General features: G+C 67.7%; 24 protein-coding genes and 4 pseudogenes. 12 read left to right on the forward strand and 16 right to left on the reverse strand.

All coding sequences use genetic code 11. From position 1 onward, the window contains the following. Positions 1-185: 185 nt before the first annotated feature. From GQF42_RS00800 to GQF42_RS00810, 3 genes are all read right to left on the reverse strand, one after another. Complete coding sequence (locus tag GQF42_RS00800; protein WP_158916779.1) at positions 186-2,633, reverse strand: glycoside hydrolase; 2,448 nt, start codon at positions 2,631-2,633, stop codon at positions 186-188. A 626-nt stretch (positions 2,634-3,259) separates the two neighbouring features. Then, positions 3,260-3,910, reverse strand: a complete 651-nt coding sequence (locus GQF42_RS00805) for a hypothetical protein (RefSeq protein WP_158916781.1) — start codon at positions 3,908-3,910, stop codon at positions 3,260-3,262. Between the two features lie 311 nt (positions 3,911-4,221). Then, positions 4,222-4,638, reverse strand: a complete 417-nt coding sequence (locus GQF42_RS00810) for a chromosome partitioning protein (protein ID WP_158916783.1) — start codon at positions 4,636-4,638, stop codon at positions 4,222-4,224. Positions 4,639-4,880: 242 nt separating this feature from the next. Between GQF42_RS00810 and GQF42_RS47480 the strand changes: the two are divergent. Continuing rightward, a pseudogene (locus GQF42_RS47480) lies at positions 4,881-4,976 on the forward strand (hypothetical protein); the annotation flags it as partial. Positions 4,977-5,232: 256 nt separating this feature from the next. Continuing rightward, positions 5,233-5,781 carry a helicase associated domain-containing protein gene (locus tag GQF42_RS47485; RefSeq protein ID WP_407699473.1) on the forward strand — a complete coding sequence of 183 codons (549 nt, stop codon included), beginning with the start codon at positions 5,233-5,235 and terminating at the stop codon, positions 5,779-5,781. A gap of 193 nt (positions 5,782-5,974) precedes the next feature. Here the strand turns inward: GQF42_RS47485 and GQF42_RS00820 are convergent, their stop codons facing one another. Further along, positions 5,975-6,457 (reverse strand): hypothetical protein, encoded by a 483-nt coding sequence (locus GQF42_RS00820; protein ID WP_158916785.1) that lies wholly within the window; start codon positions 6,455-6,457, stop codon positions 5,975-5,977. A 97-nt stretch (positions 6,458-6,554) separates the two neighbouring features. On the opposite strand from GQF42_RS00820, the gene GQF42_RS00825 reads away from it, so the two are divergent. From GQF42_RS00825 to GQF42_RS00835, 3 genes and pseudogenes are all read left to right on the forward strand, one after another. Continuing rightward, positions 6,555-6,854: a hypothetical protein gene (locus tag GQF42_RS00825; protein WP_158916787.1), complete on the forward strand. Its 300-nt coding sequence runs from the start codon at positions 6,555-6,557 to the stop codon at positions 6,852-6,854. Between the two features lie 81 nt (positions 6,855-6,935). Further along, positions 6,936-7,742, forward strand: a pseudogene (locus GQF42_RS00830) (IS5 family transposase); the annotation flags it as partial. Between the two features lie 267 nt (positions 7,743-8,009). Then, the gene (locus tag GQF42_RS00835; protein WP_158916789.1) at positions 8,010-8,744 is read left to right on the forward strand and encodes a class I SAM-dependent methyltransferase; all 735 of its coding nucleotides are present in this window, start codon (positions 8,010-8,012) and stop codon (positions 8,742-8,744) included. Between the two features lie 324 nt (positions 8,745-9,068). Here the strand turns inward: GQF42_RS00835 and GQF42_RS00840 are convergent, their stop codons facing one another. Beyond that, the gene (locus GQF42_RS00840; RefSeq protein WP_158916791.1) at positions 9,069-10,355 is read right to left on the reverse strand and encodes a M48 family metallopeptidase; all 1,287 of its coding nucleotides are present in this window, start codon (positions 10,353-10,355) and stop codon (positions 9,069-9,071) included. A gap of 208 nt (positions 10,356-10,563) precedes the next feature. Beyond that, positions 10,564-10,794 carry a hypothetical protein gene (locus tag GQF42_RS00845; RefSeq protein WP_158916793.1) on the reverse strand — a complete coding sequence of 77 codons (231 nt, stop codon included), beginning with the start codon at positions 10,792-10,794 and terminating at the stop codon, positions 10,564-10,566. A 672-nt stretch (positions 10,795-11,466) separates the two neighbouring features. On the opposite strand from GQF42_RS00845, the pseudogene GQF42_RS45355 reads away from it, so the two are divergent. Next, a pseudogene (locus GQF42_RS45355) lies at positions 11,467-11,727 on the forward strand (helix-turn-helix domain-containing protein); the annotation flags it as partial. Positions 11,728-11,779: 52 nt separating this feature from the next. Here the strand turns inward: GQF42_RS45355 and GQF42_RS00855 are convergent. Beyond that, positions 11,780-12,325, reverse strand: a complete 546-nt coding sequence (locus GQF42_RS00855; protein ID WP_233273154.1) for a GNAT family N-acetyltransferase — start codon at positions 12,323-12,325, stop codon at positions 11,780-11,782. Positions 12,326-12,490: 165 nt separating this feature from the next. Between GQF42_RS00855 and GQF42_RS00860 the strand changes: the two genes are divergently transcribed. After that, positions 12,491-12,799 carry a hypothetical protein gene (locus tag GQF42_RS00860; RefSeq protein WP_158916795.1) on the forward strand — a complete coding sequence of 103 codons (309 nt, stop codon included), beginning with the start codon at positions 12,491-12,493 and terminating at the stop codon, positions 12,797-12,799. Between the two features lie 458 nt (positions 12,800-13,257). Here GQF42_RS00860 and GQF42_RS00865 read toward each other — a convergent pair whose 3' ends face one another. Further along, complete coding sequence (locus GQF42_RS00865) at positions 13,258-13,566, reverse strand: hypothetical protein (protein WP_158916797.1); 309 nt, start codon at positions 13,564-13,566, stop codon at positions 13,258-13,260. Positions 13,567-13,626: 60 nt separating this feature from the next. Further along, positions 13,627-14,478: pseudogene (locus GQF42_RS00870) on the reverse strand (IS5 family transposase). A 459-nt stretch (positions 14,479-14,937) separates the two neighbouring features. Between GQF42_RS00870 and GQF42_RS00875 the strand changes: the two are divergent. Then, positions 14,938-15,207, forward strand: a complete 270-nt coding sequence (locus GQF42_RS00875) for a DUF3761 domain-containing protein (protein WP_233273155.1) — start codon at positions 14,938-14,940, stop codon at positions 15,205-15,207. Between the two features lie 86 nt (positions 15,208-15,293). Here the strand turns inward: GQF42_RS00875 and GQF42_RS00880 are convergent, their stop codons facing one another. Next, entirely contained in the window at positions 15,294-15,809 is a 516-nt protein-coding gene (locus tag GQF42_RS00880; RefSeq protein WP_158916799.1) for a hypothetical protein, read from the reverse strand. 336 nt (positions 15,810-16,145) lie between these two features. After that, positions 16,146-16,829, reverse strand: coding sequence for an HNH endonuclease family protein (locus GQF42_RS00885; protein WP_233273731.1), 684 nt, complete (start codon positions 16,827-16,829; stop codon positions 16,146-16,148). Between the two features lie 568 nt (positions 16,830-17,397). On the opposite strand from GQF42_RS00885, the gene GQF42_RS45360 reads away from it, so the two are divergent. The 3 genes from GQF42_RS45360 (at position 17,398) to GQF42_RS00900 (ending at position 18,583) form a co-directional block, all read left to right on the forward strand. Further along, positions 17,398-17,742 carry an HNH endonuclease family protein gene (locus GQF42_RS45360; protein ID WP_233273156.1) on the forward strand — a complete coding sequence of 115 codons (345 nt, stop codon included), beginning with the start codon at positions 17,398-17,400 and terminating at the stop codon, positions 17,740-17,742. A gap of 240 nt (positions 17,743-17,982) precedes the next feature. Then, complete coding sequence (locus GQF42_RS00895; RefSeq protein ID WP_325100276.1) at positions 17,983-18,348, forward strand: hypothetical protein; 366 nt, start codon at positions 17,983-17,985, stop codon at positions 18,346-18,348. 31 nt (positions 18,349-18,379) lie between these two features. Next, the gene (locus GQF42_RS00900) at positions 18,380-18,583 is read left to right on the forward strand and encodes a hypothetical protein (RefSeq protein WP_158916801.1); all 204 of its coding nucleotides are present in this window, start codon (positions 18,380-18,382) and stop codon (positions 18,581-18,583) included. Between the two features lie 135 nt (positions 18,584-18,718). Here GQF42_RS00900 and GQF42_RS00905 read toward each other — a convergent pair whose 3' ends face one another. Continuing rightward, a complete protein-coding gene (locus tag GQF42_RS00905) occupies positions 18,719-19,408 on the reverse strand; it encodes a hypothetical protein (RefSeq protein ID WP_158916803.1) in 690 nt (229 codons plus the stop codon). Between the two features lie 403 nt (positions 19,409-19,811). Between GQF42_RS00905 and GQF42_RS00910 the strand changes: the two genes are divergently transcribed. Further along, complete coding sequence (locus tag GQF42_RS00910) at positions 19,812-20,405, forward strand: GNAT family N-acetyltransferase (protein ID WP_158916805.1); 594 nt, start codon at positions 19,812-19,814, stop codon at positions 20,403-20,405. A 395-nt stretch (positions 20,406-20,800) separates the two neighbouring features. Here GQF42_RS00910 and GQF42_RS00915 read toward each other — a convergent pair whose 3' ends face one another. The 4 genes from GQF42_RS00915 to GQF42_RS00930 form a co-directional block, all read right to left on the reverse strand. Continuing rightward, positions 20,801-21,070 carry a DUF1905 domain-containing protein gene (locus GQF42_RS00915; RefSeq protein ID WP_158916807.1) on the reverse strand — a complete coding sequence of 90 codons (270 nt, stop codon included), beginning with the start codon at positions 21,068-21,070 and terminating at the stop codon, positions 20,801-20,803. Positions 21,071-21,086: 16 nt separating this feature from the next. After that, positions 21,087-21,452 carry a VOC family protein gene (locus tag GQF42_RS00920; RefSeq protein WP_158916809.1) on the reverse strand — a complete coding sequence of 122 codons (366 nt, stop codon included), beginning with the start codon at positions 21,450-21,452 and terminating at the stop codon, positions 21,087-21,089. Between the two features lie 342 nt (positions 21,453-21,794). Beyond that, entirely contained in the window at positions 21,795-22,427 is a 633-nt protein-coding gene (locus GQF42_RS00925; protein WP_158916811.1) for an HNH endonuclease family protein, read from the reverse strand. Between the two features lie 346 nt (positions 22,428-22,773). Beyond that, positions 22,774-23,223, reverse strand: coding sequence for a lamin tail domain-containing protein (locus GQF42_RS00930; protein ID WP_233273157.1), 450 nt, complete (start codon positions 23,221-23,223; stop codon positions 22,774-22,776). Positions 23,224-23,606: the final 383 nt, after the last annotated feature.

Consider the following 23,606-nt stretch of genomic DNA (forward strand, 5'->3'; position numbering starts at 1 on the left):
CGGGCGCCACATGTGAGGGGTCGCCCCGATAGCGGCCAGTACCAGGCACATGGCGGCAGTCCAGGTGTCCCGTCTCACCGAATCGAGTCGCTTTCTCAACGAACCGAGTCGTGCGCCGCTGCGTTGAGCCGGGCCCGGCGGCGCCGACGCAGTAGACAAGAAACCGCCGCTACGCCGGCTTACGGTCAGCCGAACTGGCCGCCCATGTCCCGCCAGCCGGACCAGCCGCTGTCCGGATCCCACACATCGCCGTAGGCATGGCCGTTCGCGCCGACCCCGAACACCTGCATCTGTGCGCCGAATTGGACTGCCGCGACGTCGCTGGAAAGCTGGCCGCCCAGGCTTCGCCAGCCGGACCAGCCGCTGCCTGGATCCCAGACATCGCCGTAGGCGTGGCCATCGATCCCCACGCCGAACACCTGCAACTGCTGCCCAAAGCGGGCTGCCGAGAGGTTTCCGACCAGATCACCGCCGAGGTCCCGCCAACCCGACCAGCCGCTGCCAGGGTCCCACACATCGCCGTACGCGTGGCCGTTGGCAGCACGGCCGAAGAGCTGCATCTGCTGCCCGAACTGCACCGCCGACAGGTCGCCGCTCAGCCAGCCGCCCATGTCCCGCCAGCCGGACCAGCCGCTGCCCGGATCCCACACATCGCCATAGGCATGGCCGTTCGCGCCGACCCCGAACACCTGCATCTGTGCGCCGAATTGGACTGCCGCGACGTCGCTGGAAAGCTGGCCGCCCAGGCTTCGCCAGCCGGACCAGCCGCTGCCTGGATCCCAGACATCGCCGTAGGCGTGGCCATCGATCCCCACGCCGAACACCTGCAACTGCTGCCCAAAGCGGGCTGCCGAGAGGTTTCCGACCAGATCACCGCCGAGGTCCCGCCAACCCGACCAGCCTCTGCCGGGGTCCCACACATCGCCGTACGCGTGGCCGTTCACGCCCACTCCGAACACCTGGGCCTGCTGGCCGAACTGCACCGCTGACACATCGCTGGAAAGGTTGCCCCCCAGGTCCTGCCAGCCCGACCAACCAACCCCCTGCGCCCAGTGGTCGGCATGCGCGTGGCCGTTCGCGGCGCGACCGAACACATACATGTCCTGACCCATCTGCAGCGGGGCAAGCTTGCCGATTGACGACGGCGGCCTGGAACCGGTGGCCTTCACCACGTAGGTGGTGACCGAGCGAGGCGGCAGCGAGTCGGCGAACCGTCCCGATGCGACCGGGATCGTGGGCTGGACCGCGAGGTTTTCGTTCACGTCGGTGCGGTGCCCGATGGCCACGCCGCCGTCCGCGGCGAAGCCGGAGAGGTCGTAGGAGACCGGTTTCCCGCTGCGTCCGTGGTTGGCTGCGACGATCACCAGCGTGTGGCTTTTGGCGTCATACGCGCTGAACGTGTCCGGATCACTTCTGGCGATCATGCGGTAGCCGGGCCGGACGAACTTGGAGTAGTTGCCCATGACGTAGTACCGCTTGGGGAGCGTGATGCCTGCCGTTCCCGGGCCCGAGGGTTCGATGTTCGTGCACACCAGGCCCCACAAGTCGTTGCATGTGCCGTCGTCCGGCTGCTTCGGGCCGCCGTCCACCGCTTGCCAGATCGACCACGCGGTCGGGTGCATCTGCTGCTCGTTGGTGTTGATCCGCGAGGAGAGCACCAGGGCGTTGTTCATGGCGTCGCCGTCTAGCGAGCCGTTGCTGCCCCACTCCGACATCCACACTGGTTTGCCGGTCCGCTGCCCGATGTCGTAGAGAGCGGCTCCGTTTTGACCGTCCTGGTAGTCATGGGTGTTGAGCTGGGCCACGGTCGCGCGGCTCGCCGCGTTGTAGTGCTGGTAGTCCTTGACCGCGCCGTTGACCGACTGCTCGTCGGAGGCGCTGATCGCCGTGTACGCGGACGCGCCTGTCTGCTGAAGACTCCGCTTCAGTCTGGCCAGTACGGCATTCTGCGCAGGCCAGCTGACGTTCATGCCCTCCTGGTTGCCCATGAACTTCCACGGGGTGACCACGGGCTCGTTGAACGGGTCAAGGGTGTGGAAAGTGATGCCCTGTGTGTCGTGGAAGTGCTTGACCACCGTGGCCAGGTAATGCGTGTAGGCCCCGTAGAACAGCGGATTCAGATTGTCCCCCGCCAGAACTCCACCCGACGTGCACTGGTCCAAGGTCATCCAGGCGGGCGCCGAGTAGGCGACCGCCTCGAAGCGGTTGGCGCCTCGCGCCTTGGCCGCCTTGAGCATCCCGACCTGGTTCGGGTCGGCATCCCAGTTGTACACACCAGGCAGCGGCTCGAAGGTGGGTACGGCCGCACCTGTGCGCTGAGCACGACGACACAGGTCGGAGACCGAGGACCCGCCGATGTCGTAGCGGACGACGTTGAGGCCTAGGCCGTCCTTGAGCGAGAACAGCTTGTCGGCGAGCTTGTTCTTGTCCTTGCTGTTGGACCACCCGCCGGTGCTCTCCGCCCACCACGCCAGCGACGATCCCCAGCCCTCGATGTTCTGGTAGGCGCGTTTGGGATCGACCTTGACCATGGTGGTCGCCTCAGCGGCCCGAGGCGGTGCCGCGTCCGCCGCCGGACTCGGTACGGTCATCCCAACCGACGCGATCAGGCCCGCACCGACGATTTTCGCCACGCGACGACGTAAGACTCCTGGCATTTGCCCTCCCGCGTGAACACGTCTGTCAACGCGCCTCGTTGTACCGCATCCGAGATCCAGGGCACCAGATCCGCGTCTCACAGCCGCTGCCCGGCCGGACGAAACGTCCAGGGGTTCTTCTCGTAACCGTGCTGGACGGCCTGCATCGGTCCGGCCGTGCCCACTGCACCCGCCGAGACGCGTGAGGAGATCGTCGACCGTTACCGTCGCGTGTGGGAGAACCCCGACGAACCAAGTCCCCGTGTCTCATCCAACCCCAGGTGGTCCTGGCCGGCGTACTGCATCAGCAGCCGCTCGGGGGGGGGGGGGGGAGGCGGGAGCGCGGTCCCGGTGCCCTTCGGAGAGCGTGGCGGCACGATCGCCCTCAGACTCGACGTCCATCCGTCCGACGCCGCGAATGCGCCGATCGCCGCGTTCCGATACCCGGCCCCAGCCCCAGCGGCGACGCCCTTCCCCGGTGGGGCGCCGCCGGGGCCGACCGTACGCTCCGGGCGCTGGGCGGGACGACCCCCGCCCGGCGCTCAGTTCTCGGTTCGGGCGGATCCGCCCACAGCGGGGGTCCTGATGACCTGGGTTTGTCACCGATCCCGGTCGAAGGCCTTCTACGGGAACAGCTGCTGGTACTTCGCACGTATCAGTGCATTCGGATTTGCAGACTGTAGTGGGTTCTTGTAGGCCGGGAGCTGCGGGGCGGCTCCGACCCAGAACCCTGACCCGCCGTTGTTCAGGATCGTCTTACCTGCCTTGCCTGCCACGACCCAGTCGATCTCTACCGCGTAGGTGCAGAAGCAGGTGGTGTCCTTTGAGGTGAGCTCGAACACCTCGGGATCATTCCGCAAGACCTTGAACGGGAAGGTCACTGGAGGGTGTCCTGGGTCCCCAGGCCCTCCTGGATCCGCCTCAGCGATGATCGGTGAATTGGGCTTGTCCAGGTCGGTCCAGAAGGGCCTGACACTTTCCGCTCCTCCGCACTGTCCATCCTGGACGACGATGCCAGTGCTCGGGGGCGCCTTTCGTTGCAGGACCAGCACCCGCATCCCCATCAGCAGCACCGCTTCGCTGGAAGACGTCTGCGTGGTGATGTCGATGACTCCAGGACCCAGCCGTTTCGCCGTCTTCCGCTGCCCGTGCCGGTACTCGTCCGCTGTCTCTGCATAGTAGGTCACGCCGGTGCAGCCGTCGCTGCTGTAATCCGCTTGGATCTGCACGTTCGGCGGAAGCGCGGCAGAGCCGGGATGCAGCGGCCGCGTCACGGGCAGCCCGCTGGGCGTCCCTCCCGGCGAGGGCCCAGAAACTTCCCCTGTGACGGGAGGTGAAGTACCGGCGTGGGCTGAATCGGCCAGCCCCGCCCCATACACCGCGTAAGCCCCGCCCGCAGCGAATAGCAGCATCAAGGCCGTGGCTATCACCAACTTCCGTCCGCGCCACCGCTGCATAGGCTCTGCGTCCTCGGACACCGCGTGGTAGTGAATGTGCTGGACACCTTCCGTTTGAAATGGCCCGTGGAAGGTGTTCTTCCGGAAGTCGATCCGGTCACCGGGTCCTTGCGGCTCGTCGCCTCCATTCACCGCGTGGCGCCCGGGTGGTTGTGCTGTACGCCCTTGACCTGGACCGGGCCGTGGAAGGTGTTGTGCTGGAACTCAATATGGTCTGCGGCCGTCCGGTCCATGGCCCGCAAGTGCTGGACCGCGTACTCCAGGTCGGCTGCGAACGCGGGATCGTGTTCGGCGGCGTCCTCCAAAGCGAGCTGGACCCGCTGCCGCGTGCGGTCGCTAGGGGCGCTTTGCCCGCTGGCAGCTTCCTCCGTGAGCCGCTGCAACGCGGTGTCTTCCCCGAGCTTCTGGCTGACCAGGTCGTGTAGACGGTCCATTCCCGCGTCCAGCGCCCGGTCGACCTCCTCATCCGCGCGATCGCCCACTCGCCGGGCCTTGCGGACACCCCATGCACAGAGGTACCCGACCACGATCTCGATCCCCGTCACCACGCCCCCCTACCCGCCGGCGCTGACACCGCGACGCTGACGTCAGCAGGAGTTCCTGCGCCGGACCACGCCTGGGACGGGTTGTCCGTCCCACACCGGATCGCTATGCCGCACACGCTCGTGAACACTGTGCCCAACGAGCCGATGATGAACAACCCGTTCCGTCCGTCCGAACACTCACAGAGGCCGCCGTCATCTACGCCCGCGAACAGGGCGATCTCACGGTGCCGTTCACGTACCGCGTGCCAGGCGGCGACGACCAGGCGGTGGAGGCCGAGGGATGGCCGGCCTCGCTGGCCGCGTTCCCGCTGGGGCAGTGGATCGCCGACGCTCGCCGCTTCTACGCCCGCGGCGACATGGACGAGGACCGCGTCCAGCAGCTGGAGAAGCTGGGCATGATCTGGTCGCACTACGACGTCGCATGGGAAGAAGGCCTGGCCGCCGCCCGCGGTTGGGCCAAAGAGAACGGACACCTCCTGGCGACCCTGGACGCCACCTACCAGGGATACAAGGTGGGCATCTGGCTGAAGAATCCAGCGGGCCGCCGCCCGCAAAGCGCAGGAGATCGAGCAGCGGCGCGCCGAAGGCCTGCCGGTGGGATCGGCGACCGGCGCGCTGACGGAGGAACGGCGCGAGCAGCGGGAGGACATCGACCCCTCATGGTGCCCGGCCTGGCCAGTGGAATGGCAACGCGCCTTCCGCCTCACCCGGCTCCACCTCGAAGCCGGCGGCAAGCTCCCGATGGAGCCGGGCACCGTCATGCACCAGGGCGAGGACCTCGGCCGGTGGGTACGCACCCAGCGCCTGGGCTGGGACAAGCTCACCAGCGTGCAGCAGTGGATGCTGGAGCACGTCCTCGGGATCGAGCCCGCGGCCGAGGACGAGAAACCGAAGCCGCGCCGTAGCCAGGCCGACAAATGGGCCCTCAGCTACGCCGCCACCAAGCAGTACTACGAACGCGAAGGCCACCTCCAGGTGCCGCGCAAACACATCGAGACGATCGTGGCCGGCGTCGACGGCGAGGACCAGGAAGAGCGGCAGATCCGGCTCGGAGCATGGATCAGCAACCAACGCAGCAGAGCCGCGAACCTGTCCCCGGAGCGGATCGAGCAACTGTCCACCATCGGCATGCGATGGACATAACCGCGTAGGGACGAGCAGCGGGGGTAGCCCTGCCACATCGATCCGTCCCGCAGGAAGAGGACGAACAGCCCCCTATGCGCCGCACGCAGTCCGACAGGTACGCGGTGAACCACGCCGCTGCCAAGCGTGGTCGCCGGAGACCCCAGCAGGTCACGGGTCCGTCAGCAGCTGACGGACCATCGCAACACCGAGGTCAGTTCTCAGGTGGTTGGGTCACGACGATCCGCCAAACCACCGAATTGTCAGCTGAGAACTTCCACACGAGTTCGTGGATATTGGCGTGCGGGATCTTGGCGCCAAATACACCGGTCCCGTCACCGCACTGAGATCCGGCAAGGGTATGTCCGGCGGCGGTGATGTTGAACTTGGAAGGGCCGGCACATGTCCACATCACCGTGATGGATGAGGCCTTCCCCGCTGATGCGGGAAGCGTAAAACCGCGCGCACCGTGACCCGATCCCGTGTATAGCGTCTTCGACCCGACAGGAAGCGGAGACTGGACCGGATTGGGTAGGCGGTCCGGTTTCGTCGGGGTCTGCACCGGAGAGGGGATCGTGCCGGTCCCCGTCATCGCTTTCGCCGGAGGCGTCGTCGCGTGGGTGGCGGTCGCGCCACCGGAACAGGCGGACACGAGCACCAAGGCGGACAGGCCGACGGCCAGCAGGGAAGGCTTCATCAGATCGTCCTCAACTCACGAGTGGGCGATGTAGGGCGAGAGCGCCGGGAGCTTGGCGGTCCCATGATTGGAGACGATCCACTTGCAGCCGCCGTTCGTGGAACCCCGTTCCCAGTTGAAGGAGTGGCACCTGCGCCAGGTCGCAGCCGCGCGCGGCCTTCCGCCCGTGACCTGGGACAGAAAGTGGGGATACCGGCTGCTGGACGACGCGCCGGAGGTGTGGATCGGCTACGAGCGGGCCTTCTTCGACACCGTGCACCACCGAGTCGCCAACTTCGTCGCCGGGATCCTCTTCCCGCACCAGAAGAAGACCCCCAACGACCCCTATATCCGCACCGTCATGGCCCAGATGGGCGCAATCGAGTCCACCCTTCAGCTGCTGGCCAACTTGGAGTGAAGCAGAGCAGGAAGGCAGGCAACGGGCCGCGATCACACCGCAGTTGGCTCCTGACCCCCAGATCGCGGCCCGGGTCTCGTGATGCTGCCGCGCTACCGCTACCCCTCCGACACCAGTGACGTGGAATGGTTGCTGCTGGAGCCCCTTCTCCCCGTTCCTGCATGCCAGACCTCCAAGGGCGGCGCCCCGGAGAAGTGGCCCCGCCGCTGCGTGGTCGACGCTATCCGCTACATCACCGACAATGGGGCGAAGTGGAGGGCGCTGCCCGCCGACTTCGGTATCCCCTGGCGCACCGTGTTCGGGTACTTCGCCCGCTGGGCGAAGGCCGGCGTGCTGGGGCGGATCCTTGACCAGCTCCGCCGACGGCTGCGGCTGCGCCGTCGGCGCTGTCCCTGGCCGGTCCGGGTGATCGTGGACTCCCAGTCCGTCAAAGGTGCGGAGACCGTGTCGAACGCGACGCGAGGGTACGACGCGAACAAACATATAAATGGGCGGAAGCGGCATCTCATCGTTGACCAGGACGGCTTGCTCGTCGACCTGCTCGTCACCTCCGCCGATGTCCAGGACCGCGACGCCGCCCGCATCCTGCTGACTCGTCTTCACGCCGAACACCCCGAAATCGTCCTGGTCTGGGCGGACAACGGCTACGGCGGCGAGGAGTTCAGCACCTGGGCCCAGGACACCCTGGGCATCACGATCAAAGTCGTTCCCCGCCCAAAAGATGCCAAGGGCTTCGTTCTGCTGCCCAAGAGGTGGGTGGTGGAACGAAGCAACTCGTGGACGATGAGGGCCCGGCGCAACGCGAGGGACTACGAACGCCTCATGGCCCACGCCGAAGCCCATATCCAGTGGGCGTTCATCACCCTCATGTCCCGCCGCCTGTCCCGACACCACCACCGCCCCGAGAGGTCACATCTACCCTCGCGGCAGCCGTCTGAAGAGCGACTTTAGAAACTGGCTTGAGCGTCGCCCTGGAAGCCGCCGTGACGCCTTTCAGCAGGGGAAGGGGCGGCCGCGCCTGCCGGGCCTTGAGCGCAGCTCGCGGTCCCCGCTCCGATCCTCACTACCGGCCTTGCACGCCGTCGCGGCATACACGCTGAGCTGGGTTTTTGTGCTCTCTAGCCGTACTGTCTCCCCACCGCGAAAGGGGGCCGTATGGACCGGAACATCCGCACCGTCGAGGACGTGCTGAAACTCCTTGACGACCTGTTCACGCCGGACGCCGACCGCTGGACGAGCGACGCAGCCGCCTGGTGGGACACCTTCTATGCCGACCGCTCCAAACCTGTGCCGTTCTTCGAGGCCAAGCCGGACGAGAATCTCGCCTCATACGTCGACCGCCGGCTCATCACCCCGGGCCGGGCGCTGGACCTGGGCTGCGGCCCCGGACGCAACGCCCTTTATCTGGACTCCCTCGGTTTCCAGGTGGACGCCGTCGACCTCTCCCCGGCAGCCGTCGGCTGGGCCGAGGAGCGCGCCCGTGAGACCGGAGCCCACATCCGGTTCCACAGAGGAGACGCCTTCGCCCTCGCCGGCACCGAGCTGAGCGGACGCTATGACCTGATCTACGACTCGGGCTGCTTCCACCACCTGCCGCCCCACCGCCGCATCAGCTACCTCGCCCTGCTCGACCAACTTCTCGCACCCGGCGGCCACTTCGCACTCACCTGCTTCACCGACGGAGAAAGCGGAGGATCCGACCTCCCCGACGCGGCCTTCTACCGTGACGCCCGCCTCCACGGCGGACTCGCCTACACCCCACAGTCCCTGCGCCGGATCTTCTCCAACCTCACAGAGGTCGAACTTCGGCTCATGCGCGACGAACCGATCGAGTCCGTCTACTTCGGCGGACCCTTCCTCTGGACGGCCCTGTTCCGACGCGAGGCCTAGCCAAGCACCAGCTCTTTGAGGAAGCCGTCAACAGCCGCCGTTTGCTTCACCGTCCATCGACGCCAAACCGAACGGGCCCCCCGGCATCACCCCCACGTCACCCCTGGTGACCTGGGGAAAGAGGTTGTGACACAGCTTCTAACTGCAACAATCTGTCACCAGCCCTGCCACGTCGAGCTCGTCTCCAGCACGAAGGGCACTCCACGGCCAGTGCCAGCAGAGCGGCTCGGACAGCATCGCGCTGGACCACCTCGCCGAGGAGCACTACCGGCCCCGTACCCCGCCCCGCCACCGCACCCGGCCCAGTGGCCGGCCCGCGAGGGCTCAGTTCCCGAGGCCGTCGCGCAGCAGGCGCCGGGCCACCTCGGCGCGGGCCGCGGCGAGTTCCGTGGCGATCCGCTCGGTCCGGCGGGCCTGCGGCACCACCGCTGCCGCCACGGGTTTTCCGCCGAGCAGGCAGGCGCGGCGCAGATGGGTCGGCGGGTGGGTGGCGTCGACCTGGTGCCCGCGCAGGGCTCCGGCGCGCCGCTGCCGTTCGTACTCGTGCTCCGGAACGGACGCCGCGTACGCGGTGAGAAGCCCCCACAGCTCGTCGGCCCGGGCCGTGGCCTGCCGGGCGGACCTCGACCCGCCGAGGGCGGCACGGTTGGCCTCGCTGCGCAGCAGGACGCCGAGCGAACCGGTGATGAGCAACCGGTCCATGAGGCCCACCGCCGCCTGCGTGGAAGCGGTGCGGGCGGCCAGCCGGTCGGCGAGGTACTCGGCCCGCATCCCGGCCCGCGACGTCAGCCGGACGAGCAGCACCAGCGTTCCCCGGACCAGCAGGCGTGGCACCACGTAGAGGGCATTGACGACCATCTCGATCGCGGACGGGTGCGCAAGCGGCCGCAGGGTGTGGTGCCACAGGGACAGGGTCCGCACCGCCGTGCCCACCACCAGGCCATTGCGCGTGTCGCCGTTAGCGTAGTGGGCCAGCTCGTGGCCGAGCAGCGCAATCCGCTCCTCGGGCGTCAGGACCTCCCACAGCGGCATGCCCAGCACCAGCAGCCGCCGGCCGCGCACACCGTACGTCATGACGCCGGCGTTGATGCTCCCGTCCACGGCGATCGCGTGCACGCTGCGGGTGCCGACCGCCTGCGCCACCTCGTCCACCAGGGCGAAGAGTTCGGGCGCGTCGGCCCGGAACAGCACGGGCCGATCGTCGGGCAGGCGGCGAACCCTTGGAGCGAGCGCCCAGGCCAGCACCACAAGCACCAGACCCGCCACCATGCCGACGCCACCCCAGCCCGCCACCATGCACCAGACACCGCCGACGGCGAGCGCGAGGGTGACGCCGTGCACGGTTAGGGCGAGCGCGGTGGCGGTCACCGCCGAGGCGTCGCGCCGCGGGCGCGGTTCCCGCCCGCTAAGCATCTCGGCGAGCAGCTGCTCGCCATGTCGTCGGGCCAGGGCGCGCTCGGCGCGGTCCAGCCGTCCTGTGTCCGGCCGCGGCTCCTCAGGGTCCACGTTCCAGTCGCAGGCGGCGCACCAGAGGGTGAACCGGCTGTCGCTGCGGATCTGCGTGCCGCATTCCGGGCACGGCTGTGTCGTCTCTCTGGCGATATCGGGCATCACGGTTCCCCCTCCTCCGCGGCCCCTCCCCGAGCCGCTGCCTGCTGGTACGGGCCGATCCGATCACACGGCGGGACCCGCGGTGAAGGCGCGGTCGTCCCAATGGACTGAACCGTGATCCCGCCGCAATCGTCCTCAGGGGCGGCGGAGCGGCCAGTGACTTCGATTCGGATCATCGAGCGGACCAGAAGAGGGAACTCAGAGTCCGTCAGTCCCATGGTGTGTACCAGGGCACCAGGCGCAGGAGGAGGTCGAGGGTGTGGCGGGCTGCTGTGCGGGTGGCGGTGGTGGGGGCGAAGGCTGAGGCGAGGGCGAGGGTCACGGTGATGGCGCCGAGCGCGGCGGTGACGGCGATCAGGATCCCCTCCAGGTGGCCGGGGTGGTGGAGGGCGCCTGCGATGGTGACGGTGAGGGGCACGGTGGTGAGGGCGGTGGCCATCCGGGTTCGGGTTCGGTGGCCTGGGATCACGGCCGGGCTCGTTCCTTGGAGTTGGCGGCTGCTGGGTGGTGCTGGAGATCAGTGAGCCAGATGCAGAATTCCGCTGGAAATAACACTTCTCGGGGTTGTAATGGTGGGCATGGCACGAGGATCCCCAAGTCCGGCTGATCTGCAGACGATCCGTGAACTCGCTGCTCGCGACGCGGTAGTGACGGCCAGCCAGTTGGAGAGCTGGCGGCGGCCGGGGTTGTTGCCGCGGCATCGGCGGCGGGGTCTCGGGCGTGGCCGGGGGTCGGCGGTGGACACGGCCGACCCGGTGGTAGTGGAGAGCGCGGCAGCGCTGGCGCGGCATCTTCGGCAGGGGCGTGATCGGCGTCTGGCGGTGCTGGAGTGGTTCGCCGAGGCCAGCACGCTGCCCCTGCAGCCGGGGGCGGTTCCAGTGCCGGAGCCCCCGATCGGCGCCGTTCGCCAAGCCCTTGTGTGGGCTCTGCAGCGGTCGGTGTCGCAACGGAGCTGTACAGGGAAGTGCGCAGACGTGACGGCCTCGCTCCGCTGCGTGTGCACGGCCTGTCGGTGGCGGAGTACCAGCAGTTGAGGAGGCGTGATCGCCCCGCCCCGAACGCAAGGACGGGCGCCACCCTCTCCGGTGACGGCTCTGTGGAGCTCGTGCCGATGAAGTACCACGCTGCACCGTCGCACGGGTCGAACGGGCGTGGGGACTGGCGTAAGCGGTCGGGGCCCCTTCCCACTGCATTGATTCGGCGGTGGCTGACGCGACGGCTCTTGCCGGATTCCCTGGTCACGGGGAGGGTGCGTGCGCAGGTGGTGCTGCACGCCGCGCGCGCATGCTTCAACGCGCGCATCGCCCGGGAGACGGGGCTGCACCTGGACACCGTGTGCCGCTGGCGCGGCCGGTTCGCCGAGACGGGCCTGCCCGCGCTCAAGGTGGACGAAGTCTGGGTGACCGAAGCTCAAGGGGCATCGCTCAGTCGACCGCGTCGACGAAGCCCATCTTCCGGTTCATGGCAATCGCGCTCGCGTTGGCCGGATGATGAAAGGTGCGGACCCTGCTCGCTCCACACTCCTCGGCAAACGTCATCCCGAACGTCTTCATGGCGATCGAGATGCCCTGGCCTCGATACCCAGCTCTCACGCCAGTCATCTCGTTGAACATGAAATCCTCATGCTCCGATGTCGCCGCCATACCCACCCAGGCCTCGCCATCCAAGGCGATCACGACCCCACGCGGGTCGTAAGACGCCACCTCAAAGCGCCGCTCCACATACTCATCAAAGGAGTAGAACTCTCCCCTTTCCGGTATGTCGGCAGCACACTCCTTGTTGAGCTCATACAGCGCCCTACGATGCTCCGGCGTGTCTCCCAGATCAGCGAGAGTCGTGAATCGCAAGCCCTGGGACTGGCACTTCGTCACATACTGCTCGAAGCGGTCCTGATCGAACCCGGCAACGTCAAGTTCGAGTTTCACCCAATGAACAGCCACCACTGCCTGCCTTCCGCTGAGTTCTGCCACGCCCGTCCTGCTGGCAGCCCCTCAGGCTGCACAAGATCGCTGAACCAAAACTCGGCGGCGTCCCTCGTCAGGCTCTCTTCTGGGCTCAGGGTCAAAAACACCTGTCGTCTCAGTTGGCGTGCAGGATGAGTACCCATACTCAGGTGTATCTGCGGATGGGGCGGCATGCTGGCGGACATGCAGCGTCCTGCGGTGTGGTTGGATCTTGGGCTCACGATCGCGCTTCTACCGGTGTCGGTCATGCTTGTCGTCTGGCTCGGGATGCATGTGATGTTCTCGGGTGATGACTTCGGATCCTCCGGCATTCGCACTGCTCAAGCCGGGCGGCGCGGGGCGTGGATCTGCGGTTGCGCAGCGGTCGTGGCGGGAGGTGGGTTGATGGGCCTGCGGTTGTGGATCGCTGGGTCCGTTAACCTGCTCGTTCTCGGTGCGGCGGCTGTTCTGTTTGCCGGCGTTGCTGCTCAGAATGGTTGATTACAGCAGTCGCCGGTAGCAGATCAGAGGGGCACCGGCCGATCGGGTACAGCGCAGGGTCGGCTGCTGCTGTCCAACCCGGGGACCATCTCCCCAGGCCTGTGGGGATCGTGCGTGGGCCGTGTGGGGTACGGTCGCCATGACGAGCTCGCGCCTGCCGCGTACGACCTGGGAGTACTGCCTGTCGGCTGCCGGAGAGCTGGCCGGGTGACGCCTGCCGCAGGGCGAGGAGCCGCAGTCGGCCGCCCGGGAGGCGGCGGTGCTCCTGGCGGCCGTGGTGCACGCGCTCGCGGCCGAAGCCGGAGTGAACGGCCCGCGGGTCGCCGCCCTGCCCCTGGCGGCTCCCGCCGAACAGACGCCTGCTCACCACGCTCCACGGCCACGCCCTGTCCGCGCTCCAGGCCTGCCCCGCCGACGAACTGGGCAGCGGCGAGCGCGAGAAGCTGCTAGGCCGTGTTTTAGGTAGCGCGGGTGGCCAGCCATTTGGTGAGGTCGCCCGCGATCTGGCCGATGCTTGTCTCGACGGTGACGTCGTGCTCGCGGCGGCTGGTGTCACGCCGCACGATCTCGTAGCCGCCCGTCTCCAGGACGGCGACGGAGGCAAACCAGGCGGGATCGTCCTCGTCGGGCTGGATGACGACGAAGGTGTTGTCTGTGCCGTTCAGGTCGCTGACCAGCTCGAACAGGGCATCTTCGGACGGGTCGTCGACGTGGTCGCCGTTCTCGCTGTCCGCGCAGTAGTAATCAGCGGCCACCGGACCCCCCATGCGTGTGCTGCTCGAAGTGCTGGTGGCCAGCATGGCACGGCCGCCTGGCCGCCCGACGGCTCACAACCACTGGTCGATCGCCGCGACGTGAACCGTCGCCTCGTACCGAACCGCGAGCTTGTCGAATAGGGTGGCCACTGCCCGATGCTGCTTGAGACGGCTGATCCCTCACTCGACCGCATGGCGCTCGCGATAGTCGATCTTGTCGAACTTCGGCGGTCGGCCATCTCGTGAACCACGCTTCTTGCGGTTGCGGACTTGATCGGCCTTCTCCGGGATCGTGCATCCGATGCCGCGTCGGCGTAGGTAGGCGCGGTTCGCGCGGAAGCCGTAGGCCTTGTCCGGCCGGCACCGCGGCCGGCCAGGACCGGTCCAAGGCACCCGGATGACCTCCAGGACAGGCTGGAACTGCGGGCTGTCGTGCCGGTGCCCGGCGGTGACGAGCAGAGACAACGGCCTCTGACCCTGCTCGCAGGCCAGGTGGAGCTTCCTAGTGAACCCACCCCCTGACCGGCCCAGTCCGTGGTCGTCGGGCTCGACAGCGACACCACCAGGCGCCTCCTTCTGCCCCGCGCCGTCCCGGCGGGCACCGGCCGCATGCTGGTGAGCGCGGCAGATCGTGGAATCGACGTTGACCTCCCACGTGATCAACCCAGCCTCATCGGCCAGCACCTGCAACAGCGTCAGCAGCCGGGCCCACACCCCCCTGCCGCTGCCATCGCCGGAACAACCCGTACACGGTCTGCCAGGGCCCATACTCAGGCGGCAGGTCACGCCATGGAACACCCGTCCGCGCCCGCCAACGCACACCACCAGCCGTCGCCGCCCCGGCCACCTGCGACTCACACCCACCGCAGGCAGCAAAGACTCCAGCACTGACCACTGCTCATCAGAAAGATCCCCACGCCCCACACGGTGAACATCACGGCGCGAGGCATGGAACGGAACCCGGACCTAAAACGCGGCCTAGTGCGCCGGCCAGCATCCGACGGGCACCCTCCCCGACGATGTCATCCAACAGCGAGGACCCGCCGCTCGTGGCATCAGCGTTGACTACGGCGAGCACGGACGTGCCTTCCCGACCGACGCGGCAACGTCGGCCTTGCTCGGAGACCTGTCGATCAATCACCCGGGAATGTACGTCCTCCCCGAGCCGATCCACAGATCTTGAGCATGGCTCCGGCCTGGTCTTGTTACGGCTTGGGCCTTGATCTGCGCGGACACATCGCGACGCCACCGTCCAGGACACCGGCGCTGGTGCGCCTTGCTGCGCAGCTGCCCCGCGTCCGTCAATCGCATACGCGCCCGTAAGCAGTTGAACCCGGATAGAGTCCCCTCTGCACTTGCTCGATCTGAAAAGGGGGGGTCCCTTTGCGTGCTCGTCTTGCTGTCTCGGCCACGGCTGTCGCCCTGGCCGGCATCTTCTTCAGCGCACCAGCCGCTTCTGCGGCGACGCTGCCGTCCACCAACACCGCCCACCACTGCACCCGCCACACCACCGGCCTGTGCGGCTGGACGCACCACCAAAAGCCCAAGGACAAGTACGAGACGGCGAAATGCGTCGACGCTTCCCTGTCCTACTCGCAGCACTCGCAGGGCACCTGCTCCCACCACCACGGCGTGAAGTACTGGTTCAAGTAGACCGACCCAGCACAGGTCGCCTGCGCACCGAGCGCAGGCGGCCTGCTGCGTTTCGCCGTAAGCCGGCACGTCCCGACGGCTGAGGGTCAGCCGATTCCGGTGACCTGCAGGGCCGTGGTCCAGTTGTTCTTGATGGCGCTGCGGGCGGAGGACAGGGTGATGGTGCCGGCGCAGACGGCGTTCTTCAGCTTCGTTTCCACTCCGTCTTTGGAGTGCGCGGTCTGGGAGCCGGCGTAGGGCTCGGGCCACAGGTTGCCGGCATCGCGCGGTGCGCCGCCCAGTTCGAGGGGGACGAGGTGGTCTTCCTCGTAGTCGGCCATGTTGGTGTCGGAGTAGCCGTAGTCGATGATGCCCTGGGCCTTGAGCGGGTTGGTGTAGGAGGTCGGGGGGCGGACGGTGGCGGTCCAGCCGGACACGCAGATGGTGCTGTTGATGTTCGACTGGGTGACGTCAGGGTTGTAAGCCCCGGGTGTGCACGAGGAATCGGGCAGCGGCAGGAAGGCGTGGGAGCAGGTCGAAGCCTGGGCGGTGCCTGCCGAGGCGGTAATCAGGCCCGCGGCTCCCAGAGCCAGGACGCTGATGGTGGCGGTGAAGCGGCGCATGTGGGGTTCTCCCGCAGAGTCGGCCCGGACAAGGAGAGGGACGGGCGGCTGACGGCATGACACCATCACCCGCTCTATGCGGGTAGAACCCGTGGAGTGAACACGAAGTGACCTGTGCGGCTGCTTCGAAGTACCCGCTGTTTTCCCGGGGTTGAGCGCCATTCAGGACAGTGGGGCACGGGCCGGCCGGTCGCCCCGCTCTCAGCCGGGTTCATTGACAGCCTGGACAGCGTGCTGTCCAGGCTGCGGTGCGCCCCGCTGTATTGAGGGGCGGGGCGCGCTGCTGTCTGCTGGGTCCCGGGCGCCGGTGTGCGGCATTGGGCCGTCGCGGGGGCGTCAGTCGCAGGTGTTGAGCATCTCGACGAGTTTGTTCTTCTCAGGTGCTGTGATGCTCAGCCCGTACCCGTACTTCACGTCGGTCCAGGCCCGTGAGTACGTGCACCAGTAGTCCTTGTTCGGCGGCGCCCACTGATCCGGGCTCTGGTCGCCCTTGGACCGGTTCGAGCCGGCGGAGACGGCGATGAGCTGGGAGTGGTCGAGGTCGTTCGCGAACTTCTTGCGCTTGTCGGTACTCCAGGTGTCGGCACCGGAACGCCAGGCGTTCGCCAATGGGACCATGTGGTCGATGTCGATCTTGGAGGCGGAGTCGAGTGTCTTGTCGTCATACGGGCTGTACCAGGTTCCGGCGACGGCCCGGCACATGGAGTCCTGCGTGACGCCCTTCCCGTCGCGGGCGAGGACGACTTCGCGGGTGTCGCATTCCCCGTACTGCTTGATCCAGTGGGGGAACTTGGCGCGGCTGTAGCCGGTCATCGAGTGGGGGGCCTCGATGACGAGTTCGTCGAGTTCCTTGCGGGCGACGTCGGAGCTGGGCGGCTCGGGAAGGTCACGCCGGACGACCTGGGCGGCCGCCGTGGTTGCGGCAGTGGCGGCGGCAGCGGGGACGGCGCTGACCGTGACCAGGAGGGACAGACACGCCACGGCGAGGCAGGCGGCGCGGCGCCGCACGGTTGAGGTGATCACGGAGGAATCAACTGGGCACGGGCCGCCGCGGTGCTGCTTCGTCCCCCGATCGCGGCGTGCCACTGCGGCGAGTTGACGCGGTGCGCGCTGCCCTGGTGCCCGTCCGTGTCCCGCGACCGGGTGACGTGGCGTGGATATGCCCGGGCTGGTCAGCCTCGGGTGGCTAGGCTGCCCGGCGAATATCCAGGTCGGTGAGAGGGACTGGACAGGCGATGAGGCGTCGGCAGCAGTGGTGGGCCAGCCAGATCACTGCGACGGTACTGGTCACGGCAGCCGGGTGCACCAGTTCTCATCCCGGCGGGACACCGACATCGGCCGGCCGCGGTGCCGGCAGCGCTCACGCACAACAGCCAACGACCCTGCCCGGCCTGCCCACCGCCGAGGTCGCGCGCAAGGAACTGGCCGGCCTGACGGTCGCCGCCCAAGAGACCCTGACCGGCTACAGCCGCGCCGACTTCCCGCACTGGGCCGGGCAGGACGCCTACTGCTACACCCGGGAAAGAGTGCTCGAGCGCGACGGCACCGGCGTGCGGCGCGATGCCGAGTGCCAAGCAAGCTCGGACCGTTGGACCAGCCCTACGAGGGCAAGGTCCTCACCTCTGCCACCCAGGCCGACATCGACCACACCGTGCTGCTGGCCAACGCCTGGCGCTCCGGCGCCAGCACATGGACACAGGAGCAGCGCACGAAGTTCGCCAACGACCTCACCCAGCCGAAGCTGCTCGCCGTCTCCACCGCTTCCAGCCGGTCCAAAGGCGACCAGTCACCCGACCAGTGGGTGCCACCCATGCACTCCTACTGGTGCGCCTACGCCCGTTCCTGGGTGTCGGTGAAGGCCACCTACCAGCTGACCGTGACCGCGGAAGAGAAGGACAAACTCACCGGGATGCTGGACACCTGCACCGCATGACCACCCGCCAACACGCTCGTACAGGCTGCCTCGACGAGCCGGACACCGGCCCGGTCGGCACCGACGCCGACTACCACTGGCGCGACATCCCCGGCCCGCCGATCCTCCACGCCCAGGATTGGGGCTTGCTAGACGCCAGGCGGCCCGCAAACCGACCACCGCTCCCACCGCCCCTCGACGACACCCGCAGCTCTCGGCTGGGCGAGCAGGGTGGAGAGAGGTGCGGAGGGGGGAGCCAGGATGAAGGAAATCCATGCGCCCACACCCACCACCCTCAAAAGCGCAAGACGCACCGTACCGAGCCCGGGCCGGGAGGCGATGAACATCAGCGGGGCAGCAGGCACTGACCGGCACGTCGACGCGGTCATGGCCGGGCCGGGAGGGGTGATGACCGACCAGGTCGGCGTCATCACCGGTGACCTGACTGTCCGCACCGTCCTCGGCGCTGACAGGCACACCGCGCACGTCACCGTCCAGTACACCGGCGCCGAGGAGTGGTACACCCTCACCGGCAGCCCCGCCCCCGTCCCGGACGAGGACCTCACCGCCTACCACCAGAACCTGCTCGACCGCATCCGCGACGGCGGAGCCACCGAGGCCACCTGACAGCCGCCGGGGGGCTGTTCCGGCCCCTGCGTTGCGGCACAGCCGCCCCCCGCAGTGCGCAGACGCCGACCAGCTCTACACCACCAAGGGACTGATCTCCATCCGAGTCGACGCGCTCCTCGAAGTCATCCTCAGGGCCCTCGCCGCCGAACCCGACCCGGCCCCACCGGGCCACGCGCCCAGCCTCCTTCGACGCTTCATCGACGCCCTCGCCTGCCGCCCGCCAAGCCCCTGACCCCCAGCGCGGGCCCCTCGACATGAAGGGCACCCCGGCAGCCTGCTGCCGCGGTCCTGCGCACCGTCGGCACCACCCCGTGGTGACCGCTCCCCGCCGCTCACATCAACACGGCCCGGCAGGCAGGCCGGGCCGTCAGGCGGCCGCCAGGCCGAGCCTGCTCAATGCGGTGGTCCAGTCCGTGGCGATGGCCTGCTGCGCGGCCTTGAGCGTGACCTTGCCGGAGCAGACCGCGGTGTGCAGCTTCGTCTCCACCGGGTCCTTCTTGTTGTTGATCCCGCCGCCCGGCCTGTGGCCCGGGTCGGCCGGCTCCACCCACAGGTTGCGGGCATCGTTCGGGTCACCGCCGAGCTGAAGGCTGATGTCGTGGTCGTACTCGGCATCCCCAAGACTGCCGGTGTAACCGTAGGAGGCGGCGTTCAGCTTCTTCTCCTTGCCGGTGACCGCCACCGGCGGCCGGATGTCCTTGGTGTAGCCGCCCTTGCGGCAGATCGTCTGTGCCAGATTCGCCTGCGTCACCGCCGGCGACGTCGCACCCGGCGTGCACTTGAGATCCGGCAGCGGCTCACCCTTCTCATGCCGGTAGTGACAGCTGCCCGCGGGCGGCTGCTGCTGCACCGTGTACGTCGACTGCGGCCCCGCACCCACCGGGATCTCCCCCACCGAACCCGCGGCCGGCGCCGAACCCGACGGCCCCGCAGCCGACGCCCCGTTCTCTCCCCCCCCAGCACCCCTGCCAGAGTGCGTGGTGGACGACGAACACCCCGCCAGCACAAGACACGACAGCACCACCAGCGGGACGGCGCGACGATGCAACGAACTCATGACGACCCCTCACGGACGAGCAGCAGCTGAGCGAATGCTCCCCCACCCCCGCACCCGGCTACTACCCGGGGGCACAGGCGCACAGGCGCACACCCCCTCACACTGTCGGGTCCGGCAACCGCCGGAGCACGTCACAGCTGCTCAAAACCGTCAAGGACATCCGGTGCAATGCACCCGACCACGGCAGCCACGCAAGTCCGGCAGGCAGGAGGGATCGCTTGGCCCGGCCCCGGCCCAGTGTTGAGTGTCGCTCAAGATGAGCACTGGCTTGCTACTCAAGATGAGCATGTCCGGGGGTAAGGAAGGTCTTCCGACGGGTCTCGGCTGGCCTTGTTGATCTTCATCGTGTCACTGGGATGCTTGGGGTGCCGATCTCTCCGTCGAGGTTTGGCATGATGCCCAGATGATCGTTCCGATACCTGCTGTTGTGCCCCCAGGCCGGATGAGCCGGACCGACCAGCCTGTATTCGGCCTGGCCAATGGCTTTGAGCTGCGCCCCTGGCGCCCTGATGACGCCAAGGTCCTCGCGGACTCTTGCCAGGATCCGGACGTGCAGCAGTGGAATCGGCCGGGACATCTGTCGCTGGATGACGCGGGCGAGCGGATCACTCGATGGGAGAAGCGCTGGCGGACCGAGGAGGCGGCGGTCTGGGCGATCTCCGAGCCCGGGGGCGGTAGTCCGGTCGGCCTGATCGGTCTTGGAGACTTCGATCTTTGCGGCGGTAGTGCCGAATTCCTGTACTGGCTCCTTCCCGCTGGCCGTGGCCGCGGGGTCATGCTCGAAGCGGTCGTCCGCGTCAGTCGTTGGGCCCTGGACGACCTGGGTCTGCATCGCCTCCGGATCACCCACTCCGTCGCCAACGCCGCCTCCTGCCGGGTGGCACAGAAGGCGGGGTTCGCCCTCGAAGGCACCATGCGAAGCGCCCTGCTGCACTCGGACGGCTGGCATGACGAGCATCTGCATGCACGTGTCCAAGGTGACGCCTGGCCGGGGTGAGGTCACCCGGCCATTCGGCGGCGGCCCTGGCGCCGGTCTCGCCGACGACGGACTTGTTATCAGCGTAGGCGGACAGCAGGGCCTGGACAGCCAGGCTGTTGACCGGCGGAGACAACCGCGGGAAGCGTCGTGGACGAGGGTCATCGCGTCGTCGGAGCAGAGGGAGTCGCTGCGTCCGGCGGGCACGAGGTGATAGGTGGGCTAGAAGGGGGCCTAGCTGGACACGGGCGGCATGTCGCAGCGGTTCGCGATGCGCTGGTCCAAGGCGGCGAGCATGGCTAGCGCCGCATCAGAGAGCGTTCGCCCTGACGGCCAGCTCACGCATACGTTCATCGGCAGCGTGCTTGTTCCGCCAGACGGCGCGCCACATCACGACAGGACAAACGTCTCGGACTTCAGGCGTCCACCCGCTGCTCCAAGCGGACGGTCACAGTGTCCCCTTCCTCCTTTCCGATCGCCTTGCGCACTTCCGCCTTCACGGGCAGCTTGTGCGTGCCGTCCCCCATGGCCATGAGCGAACTTTGGAACGGATGACCGTCTATCGTGCCCCGGACCTTCACCAGGCCACGAGTGCCGAAGAACTCGGCCGACTCGGGCCACACGACGTAGGTCCAGCCGCCCTTGTTCGGGCTCTTCTGCAGGATCGCAGTGAACTGCTTGTCCATCACGGATACCGCCTGTTCAGGAACTTTCGATGAGGATGAGGCTGTTGCCGTCCGGGTCACGCACAGCGAACATCGGCGGCACTGCGGGCCCCATCCGCACGACCTCCGCATCCGCATCGACGCCGCGTGCACGCAGGTACGCGTGATCGGCGTCGGCATCCCGGGTCGTAAGACGGATACCGGTCGGAACTCCTTCGGGAACGAGCGCGACAGTCGTCATCGCCCCGGGCGGCGCGACCTCGATCCAGCGCCCGTCACCGAAGGGCACGTCCCGACGCAACTCGAAACCGAGCTCACAGACGTAGAAATCGATTGCCTTCTGCTGATCGGTGACACGGATCCCGATCGTGGCCACCTGTGTGATGCGGGTGGACTTGCTCATCCCATACCTCCGCTTCCTTGTCCTTTACCAGGTAAGACCGAGGCAGGCGGGGTAACTCATCGCCAGCCATGAAAATCGACCGGACAGGTCTCCTCAACAGGGCGAACGCTGCTTGATACGGCACCAGCCAGATCTTGCGGCGAAGGGTGGGACGGCCGATCAACCGCGAGCACTGGGTGACCGCAGAGTCGCCTGCTCGCTGGACCGGGCGCTGCCATGTGCACCGCGGGCCGGGGCGAACTGTCTCCCGGCCCGGCCCGCGCCACAGTGGCCCTTCCCCCGCCTGTCGGGGGCGCGGGCGGGCAGCCTGCGCCAGACCCGCCCCGGGGCGAGTGGGTCTGCTCAGTTGGTGCAGGTGTCGAGCATTGAGGACAGTGCCGACTTCTCCGCCGCGGTCGTGGTCAGCTTCCATACCGACTTCACGTGCGTGTAGTCCTCCGCATACGTGCACCAGAACCCGTGGTTGGCGGGCTTCCAGCCGTCCGGACCGCTGTCACCCTTCGAGGAGTTCGATGACTCCGACGCGATCAGAAGCTGGGGGTCTTTCAGGTCGTTCCCGAAAGCTTTGCGCTGGTCAGCGGTCCAGGTATCGGCGCCGGAGATCCAGGCCATGGCGAGGGGGACCATGTGGTCGATGGTCGCCTTCGTGACATCGGTGACCGTGGTGTTGTCGTACACCGAGTACCAGGAACCGGAGGCGGGCTGGCAGCTGCCCGGCTTGTCCTGCACGTTCTTCCCGTCCCGGGCCAGCACCTCCTGCCGGGTCGTGCACCCGTCGGGCTGAGAGGCCCAGATGCCGAACTTGTCCCGGGCGTAGCCGTTCATCGAATGCGGAGTAGCAACGGTCAGCGCAGCCAGCTCGCTGCGGGCGGTCGACACCGGCGGCGGCGCGGGAGGATCCGCGAGAGCAGGCCCGGCAAAGACGACGGCCAGGAGCAGGCCGGCGGCGGGCAGACCGAAGTAGGCACGGCGCATGAACTCTCCAATGACTGTGGGGGGTTGGAGATGGCTGTATGAGGAAACCGCAACTGCCGGACGGTGCGCTACGCGCGTTGAGCGGATACGAACAGCTCCCCCACCACTCGTTCACCACCCGGTCACCGTCACCCGGACAACCAGGGCGGACCGTTCGGCCGAGGAGGGAGCCCCAACGGTCGCCTCTCCCGGCAGTCGTGACGGCTGCGCTCGCGCCGGTGCAGCGGGCCGCGGCCCTCCAGGCGGGCATGCGCAGGCGAAGAGGCGGGCCACCCCCGCACCAGAGGTGGCCCGCCCGTACAACGCTGCTTCACCGGCCGGCGTCACCTACCCGCCGGCCTCCGCGTCAGCGCCGGTGGCCCCGGTCACGGCCCCAGGAGACCGCGTCGTCGATACGGCCGCGGTCGGTGCGCAGGGTCGCAGTGTCACCGCTGTTGTTCCACACGTAGTTCCGCCGGTCCTGGTACAGGTCCGAGCGGGTGTCCCGACCGATACCCGTGTGGACACGGACCGTTGCGCGCGGGGCGAGGCTGACGTGGCGGAAGGTGTAGGTGTGCCCGGCGTCGTCCCGCAGCGTCCAGCGGTCCAGGTTCACAGCCCTGCGGGTGCTGTTGGTGACATCCACCCACTCGGCGTTCAGCGAGCGGTTCGACCGGTCGTCCCGCCCCGGGGAGTCGTACTGCACCCTGCTGATGTACACCGCGGCGTGGGCCGCGCGGGCCGGCTGCTGGGCAGCCGCGGCCGGCAGCGCGACCGCACCGACAACGGCAGCGGCGATCGCGCCGGCAGCGGTCACACGACGGACGGAAGAAGAAACGGACACAAGGTCCCCCTTCAAAGGTGCCCACACCCCGGACCGGACACAGCAATACAAAGCCGCAGGCCAGGCGGGGTGCGTTGTGCGGATGGCGGCCGGTCGGCCGCACAACCCACACCCTCCACCCGACACCTCCACACCGTGAGGGAAACGCGAAGAGTATTACTGATCAAACAAATTCCTGTTACTCACAACTGCAATGACCATCTATGCGTTGAATGCACCAGATTGACGACCCGTCGGGCTGTCAACGACGGAAATACGGGCCCCAGGCAACCATCCGCCAGCACCCGCCACCCCGTCACAACGAGCGCGTTCACCCGAAAGTGAGTAACAAGCCCTGACCTATGTCCAAGCGTGGC

The organism is Streptomyces broussonetiae (assembly GCF_009796285.1).
GTDB classification, from domain to species: domain Bacteria; phylum Actinomycetota; class Actinomycetes; order Streptomycetales; family Streptomycetaceae; genus Streptomyces; species Streptomyces broussonetiae.

What these genes read in the sequence shown, in the direction of transcription:
- GQF42_RS00820 (WP_158916785.1), bottom strand. Translation starts at nt 6,457, where the DNA reads ATGAAGCCTTCCCTGCTGGCCGTCGGCCTGTCCGCCTTGGTGCTCGTG.
- GQF42_RS00835 (WP_158916789.1), top strand. Translation starts at nt 8,010, where the DNA reads ATGGACCGGAACATCCGCACCGTCGAGGACGTGCTGAAACTCCTTGAC.
- GQF42_RS00840 (WP_158916791.1), bottom strand. Translation starts at nt 10,355, where the DNA reads ATGCCCGATATCGCCAGAGAGACGACACAGCCGTGCCCGGAATGCGGC.
- GQF42_RS00845 (WP_158916793.1), bottom strand. Translation starts at nt 10,794, where the DNA reads ATGGCCACCGCCCTCACCACCGTGCCCCTCACCGTCACCATCGCAGGC.
- GQF42_RS00860 (WP_158916795.1), top strand. Translation starts at nt 12,491, where the DNA reads ATGCTGGCGGACATGCAGCGTCCTGCGGTGTGGTTGGATCTTGGGCTC.
- GQF42_RS00865 (WP_158916797.1), bottom strand. Translation starts at nt 13,566, where the DNA reads ATGGGGGGTCCGGTGGCCGCTGATTACTACTGCGCGGACAGCGAGAAC.
- GQF42_RS00880 (WP_158916799.1), bottom strand. Translation starts at nt 15,809, where the DNA reads ATGCGCCGCTTCACCGCCACCATCAGCGTCCTGGCTCTGGGAGCCGCG.
- GQF42_RS00895 (WP_325100276.1), top strand. Translation starts at nt 17,983, where the DNA reads ATGAAGGAAATCCATGCGCCCACACCCACCACCCTCAAAAGCGCAAGA.
- GQF42_RS00905 (WP_158916803.1), bottom strand. Translation starts at nt 19,408, where the DNA reads ATGAGTTCGTTGCATCGTCGCGCCGTCCCGCTGGTGGTGCTGTCGTGT.
- GQF42_RS00910 (WP_158916805.1), top strand. Translation starts at nt 19,812, where the DNA reads ATGATCGTTCCGATACCTGCTGTTGTGCCCCCAGGCCGGATGAGCCGG.
- GQF42_RS00915 (WP_158916807.1), bottom strand. Translation starts at nt 21,070, where the DNA reads ATGGACAAGCAGTTCACTGCGATCCTGCAGAAGAGCCCGAACAAGGGC.
- GQF42_RS00920 (WP_158916809.1), bottom strand. Translation starts at nt 21,452, where the DNA reads ATGAGCAAGTCCACCCGCATCACACAGGTGGCCACGATCGGGATCCGT.
- GQF42_RS00925 (WP_158916811.1), bottom strand. Translation starts at nt 22,427, where the DNA reads ATGCGCCGTGCCTACTTCGGTCTGCCCGCCGCCGGCCTGCTCCTGGCC.